The following is a 14,965-nucleotide window of genomic DNA, read 5'->3' on the forward strand; positions in this document are numbered from 1 at the left end:
CCTCCTTTGATGGCCAATAATAAAAGAAAGCGTATTCATTTTATTGTTAAACGAATAATTACTAGAGTTATACAGATCCCTTTGACTTATAAAAAACCTGGCAGCCTATGAAAAATGCAACTGCCAGGTGAAATACGGTTCTAGCCCTTAATGCCCGATGCTGCAACACCTTGTACAAAGTACTTTTGCAGAGCCAGGAAAACAATTACAACTGGAATAATGGACACCACACTCGCGGCCATAATCAGCCCATATTCGGCGGAATATTGCGAGATGAACATTCTTAGTCCGATTTGGATAGTCTTGAGTTTCGTATCTGTCAGATAAATCATTGGCCCCAGGAAGTCATTCCAGGTAGCGACAAAGGTGAAGATCGTCAATGTAGACAAGGCTGGCTTGGACAACGGCAGCATGATTCGCGCCCAAATTCCATATTCGCTCAAGCCGTCAATACGGGCAGCCTCGCATAATTCATCCGGAACACCTTGATAGAACTGGCGCATCAGAAATACTCCAAATGCCGAGAATGCCTGCAGCAGTATGATTGCCAAATGCGTATTGTTAAGCCCCATGTAACGCATCAGGATAAATTGCGGCACCATGTAAGCCTGCCAAGGGATCGCAATCGTTGCAATATATCCAAGGAATAGAATGTTTTTTCCCCGGAAATGCAGTTTGGAGAACGCGTACGCAGCAAAACTGGAAGTCAGTAGTTGTAGAATCGTTACGATAATCGATAGTTTCGCCGTATTGTAAATAAAACGGCCCAGCGGAATCCGTGTCCAGATATCCGCGAAATTCTCCCAGCGCGGATTCTGTGGAATCCACTGCATTGGGAAGGAAAAGACATCTTTGTTCATCTTGAGTGAAGAAGACAACATCCATATATACGGAACCAGCATCGCCAGTACTGTCGCAAACAACAAAATATACACAAGAACCATAATGCTGATTCTAAGTCCTTTACTTTTACCAACCATATCTTTTGAATCCTCCTATTGTCCGTATTTCTTCTCGCCGCGGAACTGGACGATGGTGATGCCAAGTACCAGCAGAAACAATACAATGGCCATGGCGCTGGCATATCCGTAATCAAGCGAGCGGAACGCCGTATTATAGATTTGATACACCATAACCCTTGTAGAATCATTCAACTGGTTATCGGCACCGGCAAATAGGTTGATAAAGATATCGTAGACTTTGAACGAATTGATGACTAGAATCATCAGAACAAAGAAAGAGGTAGGCGCCAGTTGAGGGACCGTCACATTGCGGAATCTTCTCCACGCGCCCGCACCATCAAGTTCAGCAGCCTCATACAATTCAGGGTTGATGCCCTGAAGACCTGCCAAGTAAATAACCATGTAATAACCCATGTTTTTCCACACTGTAAACAGTATTACTGTGAACATCGCCCAGTGTTTATCCGCTGCCCAGCGGGGAAGATCCTCCAGCGGGATACCGGTAAGGGTATGCAGGATATTGTTGATCGGACCCATCGTAGGACTGAAGATAAAGTTCCATACCGCAGCAACGGCTACCAGGGATGCTACATAAGGGAAAAAGAATACGGTTCTCATGAAATTGCGGGCCATTATCTTCTGATTAAGCAGAATCGCCAGCGCCAGCGCGACAATCATGGTGAACGGTACTACGCCAATAGTGTAAACAATGGTATTCCATAATGCTTTGTGAAATGTTGTATCTCTGATCAACCGGGTGAAATTGTCCAGCCCGATAAACTTCATTGGATTGGCCCCGTCCCATTTCACAAAAGCAAGGATAAAGGCAAAAAACATAGGTACCAGTGTAAACAGGGCAAATCCGATAAAGTTCGGCGCAATGAAGCTGTAAGCTACCAGGTTTTCCCGGACACCTTTTGACAAATGACGTTTAGGGATCTTTTTTGTACCCAATATGGTTTCGTTCTGCATTCTTTCTCCTCCAAACCTTCTAAAACTTTCCCCACAAATCTATACTTTTTAATATAAAAGGCGGGCTTACACCCGCCCTTAGAACCGGCTCTCTTAAGGTTAATTATTCAAGAGCTGCTGTACGCGAGCATTCATATCATCCAAACCTTCGTCAATCGAAGCATTTTTAGTCATAATATTGTCATGCGCTTCATTCAAAATAACTTCGATGTCTGCGCTCTTTTCATGCATAGGCATTTCCAGATAAGTCTTAACAGTAGTCAGTGCCGCTTTGCTGTTCTCATCCGTAGGGAAGCCCTCGATGGAAGTAATGGAATTGATAACTTCATCATTCTTAATCGCTGGAATGGTTCCGGTGGAAGCAATGACTTTAGCGCCTTCTTCACCAGTCACGAATTTCATGAAATCAAGTGCGGCTTCTTTATGTTTGGATTTCTGATTTACAGCTAGGGATGTAATTGTACCCAAGGTTGTACCGGCTTCCACACCATCCGGATGAGGGTATTTCGCAATGCCCCAGTTAGCCGATTGGGACTCGCCGCTCTTCACTTTCTCAATCTGTGTAGCGATAAACCAGCTGCCCATGTTCATAGTAGCAACGGAATTATTGTAGAATACGCCAGAATAGTGCGTGCTTGAAGTCTTCAGTGTGGCGTAATCCATTACGATGCCGTCTTCCTGTTCTTTCAGGATCCGCTCATAGGTTGGCTTCAAGAAATCGTAGTTTCCGTCAACAACAGTGTTCTTGCCGTCCAGAATACCGAACAGTTGAACCGCACTACGCCAAGTATGGTAGTGAGCTCCGTACACTTTTTCAGAACCGCTGCCAGATGTCATTTTTCTGGCCAACTCATCATATTGCTCGAATGTCATATCATTGCTTGGATATTCCACGCCTGCTTTGTCGAACAAATCTTTATTGTAGTAGAGAATCCAGAAATCGCTGCGGAAAGGAAGCGCATACACCTCATCGTTCACTTCGATTTGTTCTACAGTACCTCCATATACCGAAGGATCAATAGCGTTGCCACTCATAAAGCTTTTAAGCGGCTCTAGGTGATTCTGTTTCACAAGGTTCGAGTAGCCCGGAATATCTTTAATTGTAAGTACGTCCAGATCTGCGCCACCGGACAGTTGTGTGCTTAACATGGTCATATAGTCCGTCGACCCCAGATCGACATATTCGATTGTTACATTCGGATGCTCAGCTTTATAGGCATCGATTAGCGGCTTGTAGTAAGCGGTAGCTTCCCAATCCCACAAGGCCCATTTCAAAGTCACAGGCTCCTGGCTCGGTTCAGCGGAAGCGTTTGCAGAATTCCCCGTTGCTGGAGCTGTCGTTGCAGCAGCACCTTCGTTGTTGTTATTACCAGAACATCCAGCCAACAGACTCATGGAGAATACTGTGGCGAGGGTTATGCCATAGAATCTTTTCAGTTTCATTTAAATATCCCCTTTTCTTCTGATTGTGTAACTACGATCGGCTCTTCTGAGCTTAGTTCAAAGTTTATAGCTTTTTTCGCAAGAATGGCATGCATTATCAAACAAAGTTCATTCACTTTTCTGTGTTCTTCTTCCCTGCTCCGGTTCAAACCTGTAATTTTCTATCTAAAACATGTAAAATATTCAGCTTATGTACCTCCCCCTGTATCGGAACGCAGGAATATGCTATGGTATATGAAAACGCTTTATATGTTTTCACATTTTGTAGAGGGGTGTTAAATACGGTAAGAAAATCCACCATTAAAAGTCGCATTATTCTGCTCATGGCCGTATTCGCACTGCTGATAGCGTCGCTGTTGTCTTTTTTTAGCTATGAATTAATTACTTATTATCAGCGTAAAACAACCATCCAGGCGACCGAATTCAATCTGCAGCTGGTATCCCATATTATTGAACAGGATTTAATTGATCTGTCATCGCTGGCGATGACCTGCAGCACTAACTCTTCTACTAATACCCTGATCACAGACTACTTCAGCTCACCTAAGGCTAGCTCTAAGGAAGCAGTTAATGTATTCAACTCGATGCAGCAGGACTTCCTGAACAACCGCTCCAACAGCTATGCCCGCCGTCTGATTGTTACGGATAGCAACGGAAAGTTTCTGCAGGTGGATAAAACCGGCACCTCTGTTCCGCTTACCATACACAATATCGGTCAAATTACCGGCCTTAGCAACGATGCCGAGGAGAAATGGGACCGGGTGATCAAGGACCCGCTCTCCAACACGAACGGAATTCCTTTTGTTTTTCCTATTTACGGCAAAGGGGCTTCCCGGGTTGGAACGGTGTACCTGTTAGCAAATACTACTGTTATTACCGACAAGCTGAAAGGGTACTCCCTGCCGAAGAATTCCCGGCTGCTGCTGACGCTCGGCAATCATCATTATCAGCTCATCGGCGATCAGGTCATCGCCATTGCAGAGCCGTATGAACCGGTGGCCTATACCAATGATAAACCTGTCGGTCCGCAAACCGAGCTGTCCATGGTCAAGCTCGAGGACGAGAAAGAGAGCCATATCGTGGTATCTTATCCCGTACGCAGCGGAGTCATTCTGTCACAGACTTTATCCAATGACCTGTTCGCTCCCAAGACAAATATATGGATTCTGGTTATGCTCGGCGTCTGTCTCCTGGTTATTGTCTTAAGCGCTATCATTACGCTGTATCTGACCCGTACCATCAGTCTTCCGGTGGAAAAACTGAAGAAGCGGATTGATAAGATCGCCCAGGGCAATTTCCTGCTGGACCGCAATATCGAATGGAACAGCGAGCTTGGCGATGTCGGCCGGGGCATTAACCGCCTGTCCCAAGATATCGTAGCGCTTATGGACAGCCGGCTCGCTGACGAGAAACAGAAGCAGGAGCTGGAATACCGGATGCTGCAGAGTCAGATCAATCCCCATTTCCTGTACAACACACTGAATTCGATCAAATGGATGGCTACAATTCAGAATGCTACCGGCATCGCGGAAATGACCACTTCACTATCCAGACTGCTGCGCAGCATCGCCAAAGACAACCGTAGACTAATGCCGTTGAAAGATGAGCTGAGCCTGCTGGATGATTATTTTCTAATTCAGAAATATCGCTATGGCAGTACGGTCTCTATGGTAAAGGAGATTGACAACGAGGAACTGCTAACCGGCCTAATTCCACGATTCACGCTCCAGCCCCTGGTCGAGAACGCCATCTTCCATGGCATTGAGCCCAAAGGCAGAGGAGAAATTCTCATTAAGGTGGCCAAAAGTGGATTCGCCGATATTCTAGTTACGATTGAAGACAACGGTATAGGGATGAAGGAAGAAGAAATCTCCACGATTCTGTCGAATCCAGGTAATGGAAGCAAAGAAATGCCCGAGAATATTGGACTCCGCAGCGTAAATGAACGTTTGCGCCTGGCATTTGGGGATAATTACGGTCTTTCGATTGAGAGTGAGTCGGGCCAATATACCCGGATGAAGATTCTTCTGCCGTTCCTGCAAAAGGAATAGAGTAGCATATCAAGCAAGGATGTGATGGAATTGATCAAGTTGTTAATTGCTGATGACGAGGCGCTGGTCTGTATCGGCTTGCAGTCCATGCTGAAGTGGGAGCAATATAATATAGAAATTGTCGGCATTGCACACAACGGGGCTCAAGAGGAAGAAATGATTGACACCCTTCGTCCTGACATCGTAATCAGCGATATAAAAATGCCAATTAAAAGCGGCTTAGAAGTTGCCAATGCGGTACGCAAAAAACACGGCCGGCTTCCGCTGTTCATCATTTTAACAAGCTACGAGGAATTCGAATACGCGCGTGGAGCGATTGAAGTGCAAGCCACAGATTATCTAGTGAAGCTAGAACTGACACCAGAGGCACTTGATGCCTCCATTCGGAAAGCAATTTCCCAGTTGGAGGCTTTTCAAACCCTAGACAGCTATCCCATGCTTGCTCATAGAGGCAATCTACAAGCTCAACGCGATAAATTTTTCATCCGCCTGTTCAATAACTTATTCGCAAATAAAAACCAGTACCTTTTGCAGAGAGATGATTTAAACCTTGAGCTCAAGGAACCTGCTTATCTAGTCTGCACTTGCCGTATTTTGGGACCAGACAGTGTCCCGCCCCGCGGCGATAAAATGGTTGCTCTGTGCTCAAGTACCGTCCAAATGGCTAAAGATACGCTTACTTCCATAAGACCTTGTTATGTGAGCAGTCTGGACTTGCGCAATTTTGCTGTAACCCTGCCCGTCAACGGGACGGATTCACGGCAATGGATGCCTGAGATTGAAATGCTATTGACCCATATGGCCTCCATACTTCATAACTACTTCAATGTAAGGATCATCGGCGCGATCGGCTTTGCGGTCGAGGATCCTTATTTGCTGCGGGAAAGCTACCTCGCTGCCCGAAAAGCGCTTCCTGCTGCGGTTAAAGCACAGTCGTTTGTGTTTTTTGCCGAAGGAGAGTCGCTGGAGCAGGATCATCTGTTGTTTGATTTCTCCGAATTGCGTACAGAGATCCGCCGTGCTTTTGAAGAAATGGATACCCAAGCTTTATACGCCATTATCTCCAAAATGATCGAAATCTTCGACGGCCGGGCCGACCTGCTGGTTCCCGCCACTGATGCCGCCTGCAACATTCTGTACATGGCCACTTCACTGCTCGCAGACGGTGAGAACATTGTGGAACAAATTTTCGAAAATGAACCGGAGGGCTACCGGGCTATCTACCAGATGCATACGATTGAAGAGATCGCTGGCTGGCTGATCCAGTTCCGGGACGGTTGCTCAGACATCCTCTCTACCCGCAGACAAAGCTACAAGGAGCAGCTCGTCAAAAATGTCCAAGAGTATATTAAACGAAATCTCGGAACTAAGCTCTCGCTCAATCAAGTGGCTGATGTCTTCAATTTCAGTCCCAACTATCTGAGCCACCTTTTCTCCAAGGTTGCCAAGGTCAACTATGTGGAATATATCACGGAGATCAAAATCACGACAGCCAAAGAAATGATGGCACGTGGGGAAGGTCGCATCTACGAAATCTCACAGAAGCTGGGATATGAGAGTGCCTTCTATTTCAGTAAAGTTTTCAAAAAGGTCACCGGAATTTCCCCCAGGGAATACATGCAGCAACTTAAAGCAGATTCACCATCTGACCGAAGCCTCGGAGTGAACAACCGTTCTTGAGATCAAGAGATTATTAAGAATAATCCCACTTCGCAAAAATAAAGCCAATAAATCTGCAAGGAGCAGGCTCTGTTCCTTACAGATTTATTGGCTTGCCATCACCCTCAGCAGCATCCCTAAGTATCACCCTTATTCCTGCAATTTTTTTATTTTTATTTTTAAACTAGCAAAATGCTAATACTCCGGTCTTTCTGCCCTAAAAGTCTACCAAAAAACCGCTTACGAGACACTTTCTCAGCTATTAAGACTGCTGTTCCCATATTGACTTTTCAACATATAGTAATTAAAATAAACAACGCACACTAAATATAGTATAGATACGATTTTTCAGAATTTATAGCTTATCCATTCAGTTTTCATACTATTTTCAATAGTTTTTAATATTTACAGGGGGACAGACACCATGCTAGTCGCGTATGATTCAAAAACAGGAAATGTCAGACGCTTCATCAGCAAACTTAAGTTGCCGGCTGTGCAGATTGAGGAGCATATGACGATTGATGAGCCCTATGTGCTTATTACATATACCACCGGCTTTGGACAGATTCCAGAAAAGGTGTCTACTTTCTTGAAGAACAATAATGCCAATCTGAAGGGCATCGCCGCCAGCGGCAATAAGAACTGGGGCGAGCTGTTCGCGCACAGTGCGGACTTGATTGCAGATCGGTATAACGTGCCCGTTATCGGTAAATTTGAGTTATCGGGTACATTTGGCGATGTAGAACGGATTAAACAGGAGGTGAGCCGGGTTGCGGCATATTGAATTAAACAACATGTTGATGAAGAGAGACGAAAGTGGCTTCTTTCAGCTAGACAAAGATCTTGAGGCAGTAGCCGAATTTATGCGGGATGTAGAGCGGCGGAGTCTGGTTTTTGCGAATACAAAAGCCAAGGTTGATTATATGATTGAACAGGATTTCTACGAGAATTTTTATGAACAGTACAGCACGGCGGAAATTGAAGAAGTCTACCAGATTACCCACGCCTACAACTTCAGTTTTCCATCTTATATGGCAGCTTCGAAATTCTACACGGATTACGCTGTAAAAACCAATGACCGCAAACAATATCTGGAGCATTACCCGGACCGTGTGGCGGCAGTCGCCCTTCACCTGGGACGCGGCAATGCCGATACTGCGGGGGTACTTGCCCGTTCGATGATGGAACAGCGCCTGCAACCTGCGACACCAACCTTCTTAAATGCCGGTAAGAGCCGGCGTGGTGAGCTCGTCTCCTGCTTCCTAATCGAAATGGACGACTCGCTCAATTCCATCAACTATGTGCTGAATACCTGCATGCAGTTGTCGAAGATCGGTGGCGGTGTGGCCGTTAACCTATCCAAGCTACGCTCCCGTGGTGAAACTATCAAGGGTGTTGAGGATGCTGCGAAGGGAATTATACCTGTACTTAAGCTGATGGAAGACGGCTTCTCCTATGCAGATCAGATGGGTCAACGTAAAGGATCAGGAGCAGCCTATTACAATATTTTTGGCTGGGACGTTCTGGAATTCCTCGACAGCAAGAAAATCAACGCCGACGAAAAAACAAGACTCAAAACCCTGTCCATCGGCCTGATTATTCCAAACCGCTTCTATAAGCTGGCGAAGGACAATGAAGCGCTGCATGTATTTGCTCCTTACAGTGTGTACAAAGCCTACGGCACGCATCTCGACGATATGGATCTGGATGACATGTATGATAAGCTGCTGGCCGATCCACGTGTCAAAAAGAAGAAAGCTATGAGCGCACGGGATATGCTGACCAAAATCGCCATGATCCAGCTGGAATCTGGCTATCCATATATCATGAACAAGAGCAATGCCAATGCGGCCCATGCCCTGAAAAACGTCGGACAGATCAAAATGTCCAACCTTTGTACTGAAATCTTTCAGCTGCAGGAGACCTCAGAGATTGCCGACTACGGACAGGAGAGTACAATCCGCCGCGATGTAAGCTGCAATCTGGCTTCCTTGAACATTGTTAACGTGATGGAACATGGCAAAATCCGTGAATCCGTACATGAGGGCATGATCGCCCTGACCGCTGTTAGCGATATGACCAGTATTTCCAATGCCCCAGGCGTAGCCAAAGCAAACAAGGAAATGCACTCTGTCGGTCTTGGCGTCATGAATCTGCACGGCTATCTGGCTAAGAACAACATTGCTTATGAAAGCGAGCAGGCCCGCGATTTTGCCCGGACCTTCTTTATGACTATGAATTTCCACTCGCTGGAGAAAAGCATGGAAATCGCTGCCGCCACGGGCCGATCTTTCCATGGATTTGAGGCTTCTGATTATGCTACGGGAGCTTATTTCGAGCGTTACCTGACTACCGATTACCGCCCGGTTACCCCAAGGGTACAAGAATTATTCGGAGATATTTATATCCCATCCCCAGCAGACTGGGAACAATTGCGGGATGCGGTAAAAACAAATGGCCTATACCATGCTTACCGTTTGGCGATTGCGCCAACGGCCAGCATTTCCTATATCCAAAACGCCACTTCAAGCGTTATGCCGATTGTTGAGCAGATTGAGACTCGGACTTACGCTAATTCAACTACTTATTATCCGATGCCGTACCTGCGGCCGGACAATGTATTTTTCTATAAATCGGCTTATCAGATGGACCAGTTCAAGGTAATCGATCTGATCGCGGAAATTCAGCCCCATATCGACCAGGGTATCTCGACCGTTCTGCATGTTAACAGTGATGTTTCCACCAGAGAACTGGCCCGCTCCTACCTGTATGCGGCGCATAAAGGCTTGAAGTCGCTGTATTACACCCGGACCAAAAAGCTGTCCGTCGAGGAATGCCTCACCTGCTCGATCTAAAAGGAAGGCTATAGCCGCAGAAAAGGAGATTGCAATATTATGACCGCTATCCAAGCCGTTAACTGGAACCGTCCCGACGACGATTTCTCATTGATGTTCTGGAATCAGAACATTATGCAATTCTGGACGGACGATGAAATTCCATTATCCGATGATAAAATGTCCTGGCTCACGCTCAGTGAGCAAGAAAAGGACTCCTATATGAAGGTGCTGGGCGGCCTGACACTGCTGGATACGATTCAAGGCGGAGTCGGAATGCCGCAGATTATGGAGCATGTCGAAGGTCTTCAACGCAAAGCCGTACTGGGCTTCATGGGTATGATGGAACAAATTCACGCCAAATCGTACAGCAGTATTTTCACCACTTTATCCTCTACAGAGGAGATCGACAGTGTATTCCGCTGGGTAGAAGAGAACCCCTTCCTCCAGTTCAAAGCGGAGACCATCTCACAATATTACAAAAACATAGACTCACCAAAAGACCTGTACCTCGCCATGGCAGCCTCCGTGCTGCTCGAGAGCTACTTGTTCTACAGTGGTTTCTTCTATCCCCTATATCTGGCTGGGCAGGGCAAAATGACTTGCAGCGGTGAGATCATCGACCTTATTCTACGGGATGAGAGCATCCATGGGGTATATGTCGGTGTGCTGGCACAGGAGATCTTTGACGGGCTCCCAGAAGACGAGCAACGCGAACTTCACCATACGCTGGTAGAATTGCTTCGACTGCTGCATGAGAATGAAGAGCGTTATACCGAGCAGATCTATGCCCCTATCGGATTGGTGGAAGAGGTTAAGACTTTCCTAAGATACAATGCCAATAAAGCGATGATGAATCTGGGCCATGATCCGCTATTTGACGAGGAAGAGATCAACCCGATTGTACAGAACGGGATCAGCACCCACACCAAGCAGCATGACTTCTTCTCGAAGAAAGGCAACGGATATGTCCGGGCGCTTAATGTGGAGCCACTGAAGGATGAAGATTTTCAATTTTAAATATAGATAAAACAAAAAGTGCGGAGAAAGCTCTCCGCACTTTTTGCTAACTCTATTTATTAGATTATTGCAATTTTTTCAGTACTGTTCTAGCTTCTTCATAGGTATCGTAAGCATCAGCAAAATCTCTGCCAAAAATACGTTTCAATTGCATTTTCCAAATTGGGTTTTTAGTTACATAAGCCCATCCTGCTTGGCCAGCTGCTTTCGCCATCTCACCTGTTGGAGCCAACATTGCTGCAACTTCAGGGGAAAGTACACTTGCAGATTCAGTTACATCAGTTGTACCCGTAAATTTAGGACTAACAAGCTTCATGATATTCTCAAAATCTTTCAAGTATCCTGGAACATCCTCAGCAGAAAAATCGATAGATACTACATCGATGTGGTTTTCACTTTTGTTGTACTTAATTGTGTATGACATAATTGTATTCCTCCAAGTTTTAATAGTTATTTTTTAATAATAGAAAGTAATGTATGTAACTCCAACAGACAAAAAATTTCTGCCCAGGCTTTTCAGTAACTTCTACTTTTGGCAACTGGGTTTGGAACAAACTGCCTTGTTTAAATGATGCCATATCGTTACAATCAATAGTTAATGACATCTATTTCCTGTATCGTTTTATTGCAACATCCTTTCTAATATATTTTAACTCATACCTATTACCTATATTATTATCGACAAATTTCTTTTTTTATTTATATTAAAATACAAATTTCTACAAATTCCAACATATTCATGGTTATATTTCCCTTAATTTCATACACAATTGTGTAATTCCGTTATCGTTTAGAAACAACTAAAAAAGGCTCTGCGTGCGCCTTCCAACTCCAGTCCATTCATCCTACAGGATATTCGAACAGGAATACGCCGCAAAGCCTTCAATACTAGATGCTTATATAAGTAAATTAATCCGTCTAATTACTTAGTTGCGGAGTAGCCCCCGTCAATCACATGTGCTGTACCTGTAATAAATGAAGCCTCATCACTTAGAAGGAAACAGGCAAAAGCAGCTACTTCCTCAGGCGTACCATATCTGCCCAAAGCCGTTCCAGAAGCGATAAGAGATTGAAGCATCTCTACATCATCAGACAACAGCTTTTCGTATCTGTTCATGGTTGGTGTAGGAATAGGACCAGGGCAAATAGCATTTACTCTGATATTACGGTGACCCACTTCTTTAGCAACCGATTTAGTCATGCCCACAATGGCGTGTTTACTTGCTGAATAAGCTGCATCATTTGCCATCCCAATAAAAATACCATGCAAGGAGGAACAGTTTAGAACGGAAGCACCGGATTTCATATGTGGTAATGCATAATGCAACATGTAGAATTGGCCATTAAGATTTGTCTGAATCACCTTTTGAAACAATATCGGATCATATTCTGTAACATCCGCATTATCTCCTGTAATTGCTGAGTTATTATAAAGGCAATCAATCTTTCCATAAGCTGCTAAGGTTTGATCTACGATATTTTTGCAGTCTGCTTCAACTGAAACGTCTGACCGCACAAACAGCGCTTCTCCACCTAAAGCTTTGATTTCTTCGACTGTGTTAGCGCCAGCATCTGATCGATTGGCAACTACTACAGTACCACCCTCTCTTGCTACTCTCAATGCTGTAGCTTTTCCGATTCCGGTACCAGCACCCGTAATAATAACTACTTTGTTTTCAAATCTGTTGCTACTCATTATGCGCACCACTTTCTTATGTCTTTTTCAGGAAGAGGATTTGAACCTCATAGACCCTAATGTCACCTGATACAATGTGGATTGGAACATTTTTGCAGAAAAATCGACAAAATTATCCTCTATATGACAACTTTATTGTATTTAATTGTATATAGCAATCAATATTTTAATCTACTTTTCCAACAATTGAGAATTTGGTTTTGATCGTCATAAAAAATACACCCCTTAGAATTTCATCAGATAAACCAGAAGTTTTATCCAATGTTATTCTAAGAGGTGTAATAAACCTCTACCTAACTCCACGAACTGGGATGTCGATTCGAACTTGACCTCCACCCGTCAGGGGAGAATTGCTAATATGCAGACTACCCTGATGCTGCCTGACAATGGTGTCAGCAATGTAAAGTCCCAATCCATAGTGACTTTTGGAGGTACGGCTACTGTCCCCTCGATAAAACTGCTTAAGTGCTGATTGGAGTCCTTCACTCGTAAATCCTGATCCACTGTCTGCTACCGTTATACTCCACCGATCTTGTTTTGCCTCAACCTGCAAATAAATCACACTCTCATACGGGGAATACTCTACCGCATTAGCGAGTACATTCATCACAGCCCGATGAAGTAGCTCATCGTCAATCAACACCTCAGGGGGCAGATTATTGTCCTGGTGAAATTCTATCTGAAGACGCTTAGGGACAACCAACGCATCTAACTGCATACGAATTTGCTGGATAAAGGCATCCGTTGCAACCCATTTAGAGCGGGGAGAAATTTGTTTTCTTGTATTAGAAATCTCAATGAGTGTTGCCATGTATTGTTCGATTTGATCTGCATTTTTGGAAATATACCCTATATATTCTTGCTGATTCTCTGCTAAATCTGAGTCTATCAGCAAATCTGCATTTCCTTGAATAATCGTAAGAGGAGTCTTAATGTCGTGGGCAAGCGCAGAAATCTGCTCTTTTTTCATTTGTTCCAGATTCCATTGCTGTTCTAGTGACTTTTTCAATTCCTCTCTCAGCTGTTCCAGGGATGATAGCACCTCATCAATTTCACTGACCCCAGAATACACGACAGTAAAATCCAAATTTTTAGCTTCAATGTGATGTGCAGCTTCCTGCAAGGAAGCCATTTTTTGGCTCAGTCTTCGAGCGAAAAATCCAGAAATCAGAATAACTTCCAGTAACATCAGAACTACAAAAAACAGCAATAGCGTTAATTGCGGATTAGGCAGCGTGTTATGCAGAAAATTCGAGGTGAACTGCGGTACGATCGCATATTGCAGTACGATAACCTCATGCTCCCGCTCAATCACATCGCTGCAGTTTGTACCCATGAGATTGCAACTGCTTTGATTCTTCTGCAATATATCTAGAGCGCGTTCTTTAGGAATATTTCCTGAAATATAATTCTTTTGCTGATCCAATACCGCATATTCCGCTCCCCAAGGGATCATTTCTTCCGTAATTTGTGGCGCACGCTGCAAAACATCCCAAGACTTTGCAATGGATTGCTCGGTATGGTTTGCTGGAACAATCATTCCATACTGCATTAAGAGAGTAAATACCCCTAAACACAGAAATGCCAATAATAGAGTACACGCACCTAATGATAATAAATATTGAATGAAGACTGTACGAAGCCGTATTCGTTTCACACCCATTTGTAACCTATCCCCCAAACGGTTTCAATCGGTGAAACCTCCCTCGCACTCAGCTTACTGCGGATATTTTTCACATGTTCTGTAATAGTTGAGCTATCGCTTTCTCTGTCATAGCCATAAACCGATTCATAAATTTGTTCTTTGGAAAAAACCTGACCTTTATTTCTAGCAAGAAATTCACATATCTGATATTCACTTTTAGTGAGATTTATTTTCTCTTTATCAACAAAAATCTCCTTTGCCGAGAGATTGAATTTCACTCCAGATGCGCTTAACATATGATTTTTCTCTCGATTTTCACGCCGCAGATGAGCGTTCACCCGAGCCTTCAACTCGCCTGCACGAAAAGGCTTCACGATATAGTCGTCTGCACCTACACTAAGTCCAAACATAATATCCGTTTCCATTGATTTAGCTGTAAGAAACAGAATCGGACAGTCTACGATATCCCTGATTTGAGTACAGAGCTCAAAACCATCGATATCTGGCATCATCACGTCCAACAGGATTAAATCAAATGTCGAGTACTCATTCAAAGGCATATGTCGTGCACTTGTTTTTATCGTAACCCTATGGTGATCTTTGCTAAGAATATTATTTACTAGCGCCAAAATATCAGGTTCATCATCTATTATTAAAATATTAGCCAGTGACCTCACTCCTAT

Annotated in this window: 12 protein-coding genes; 5 read left to right on the plus strand and 7 right to left on the minus strand. The window is 44.2% G+C overall.

What is annotated here, in order from left to right; all coding sequences use genetic code 11:
- Positions 1 to 140 precede the first annotated feature (140 nt).
- From MKY14_RS20275 to MKY14_RS20285, 3 genes are all read right to left on the minus strand, one after another.
- Positions 141 to 980, minus strand: coding sequence for a carbohydrate ABC transporter permease (locus tag MKY14_RS20275; protein WP_081383301.1), 840 nt, complete (start codon positions 978 to 980; stop codon positions 141 to 143).
- Between the two features lie 15 nt (positions 981 to 995).
- Positions 996 to 1,934, minus strand: a complete 939-nt coding sequence (locus tag MKY14_RS20280; RefSeq protein WP_036675858.1) for a carbohydrate ABC transporter permease — start codon at positions 1,932 to 1,934, stop codon at positions 996 to 998.
- 99 nt (positions 1,935 to 2,033) lie between these two features.
- The gene (locus MKY14_RS20285; RefSeq protein WP_036675860.1) at positions 2,034 to 3,377 is read right to left on the minus strand and encodes an ABC transporter substrate-binding protein; all 1,344 of its coding nucleotides are present in this window, start codon (positions 3,375 to 3,377) and stop codon (positions 2,034 to 2,036) included.
- Positions 3,378 to 3,604: 227 nt separating this feature from the next.
- Between MKY14_RS20285 and MKY14_RS20290 the strand changes: the two genes are divergently transcribed.
- From MKY14_RS20290 to nrdF, 5 genes are all read left to right on the plus strand, one after another.
- Positions 3,605 to 5,428, plus strand: coding sequence for a sensor histidine kinase (locus MKY14_RS20290; RefSeq protein ID WP_081383302.1), 1,824 nt, complete (start codon positions 3,605 to 3,607; stop codon positions 5,426 to 5,428).
- Positions 5,429 to 5,458: 30 nt separating this feature from the next.
- The gene (locus MKY14_RS20295; protein WP_076185377.1) at positions 5,459 to 7,108 is read left to right on the plus strand and encodes a helix-turn-helix domain-containing protein; all 1,650 of its coding nucleotides are present in this window, start codon (positions 5,459 to 5,461) and stop codon (positions 7,106 to 7,108) included.
- A 403-nt stretch (positions 7,109 to 7,511) separates the two neighbouring features.
- Positions 7,512 to 7,871 carry a class Ib ribonucleoside-diphosphate reductase assembly flavoprotein NrdI gene (gene nrdI / locus MKY14_RS20300; RefSeq protein ID WP_036675861.1) on the plus strand — a complete coding sequence of 120 codons (360 nt, stop codon included), beginning with the start codon at positions 7,512 to 7,514 and terminating at the stop codon, positions 7,869 to 7,871.
- Positions 7,858 to 9,942 (plus strand): class 1b ribonucleoside-diphosphate reductase subunit alpha, encoded by a 2,085-nt coding sequence (gene nrdE / locus MKY14_RS20305; protein WP_076185378.1) that lies wholly within the window; start codon positions 7,858 to 7,860, stop codon positions 9,940 to 9,942. The genes nrdI and nrdE overlap by 14 nt, the downstream gene beginning before the upstream one ends.
- A gap of 39 nt (positions 9,943 to 9,981) precedes the next feature.
- Entirely contained in the window at positions 9,982 to 10,941 is a 960-nt protein-coding gene (nrdF, locus tag MKY14_RS20310) for a class 1b ribonucleoside-diphosphate reductase subunit beta (protein ID WP_076192948.1), read from the plus strand.
- Between the two features lie 64 nt (positions 10,942 to 11,005).
- On the opposite strand, the gene MKY14_RS20315 is transcribed toward nrdF, so the two are convergent.
- The 4 genes from MKY14_RS20315 to MKY14_RS20330 form a co-directional block, all read right to left on the minus strand.
- Positions 11,006 to 11,365 carry a hypothetical protein gene (locus tag MKY14_RS20315; RefSeq protein WP_036675871.1) on the minus strand — a complete coding sequence of 120 codons (360 nt, stop codon included), beginning with the start codon at positions 11,363 to 11,365 and terminating at the stop codon, positions 11,006 to 11,008.
- 498 nt (positions 11,366 to 11,863) lie between these two features.
- Positions 11,864 to 12,637, minus strand: coding sequence for an SDR family NAD(P)-dependent oxidoreductase (locus tag MKY14_RS20320; protein ID WP_036675873.1), 774 nt, complete (start codon positions 12,635 to 12,637; stop codon positions 11,864 to 11,866).
- Positions 12,638 to 12,926: 289 nt separating this feature from the next.
- Positions 12,927 to 14,300, minus strand: coding sequence for a HAMP domain-containing sensor histidine kinase (locus MKY14_RS20325; RefSeq protein ID WP_340977193.1), 1,374 nt, complete (start codon positions 14,298 to 14,300; stop codon positions 12,927 to 12,929).
- Positions 14,291 to 14,950, minus strand: coding sequence for a response regulator transcription factor (locus MKY14_RS20330; RefSeq protein ID WP_076125504.1), 660 nt, complete (start codon positions 14,948 to 14,950; stop codon positions 14,291 to 14,293). The genes MKY14_RS20325 and MKY14_RS20330 overlap by 10 nt, the downstream gene beginning before the upstream one ends.
- Positions 14,951 to 14,965 lie beyond the last annotated feature (15 nt).

The organism is Paenibacillus sp. FSL R5-0887, from assembly GCF_038002305.1.
Taxonomy (GTDB): Bacteria; Bacillota; Bacilli; order Paenibacillales; family Paenibacillaceae; genus Paenibacillus_AQ; species Paenibacillus_AQ odorifer.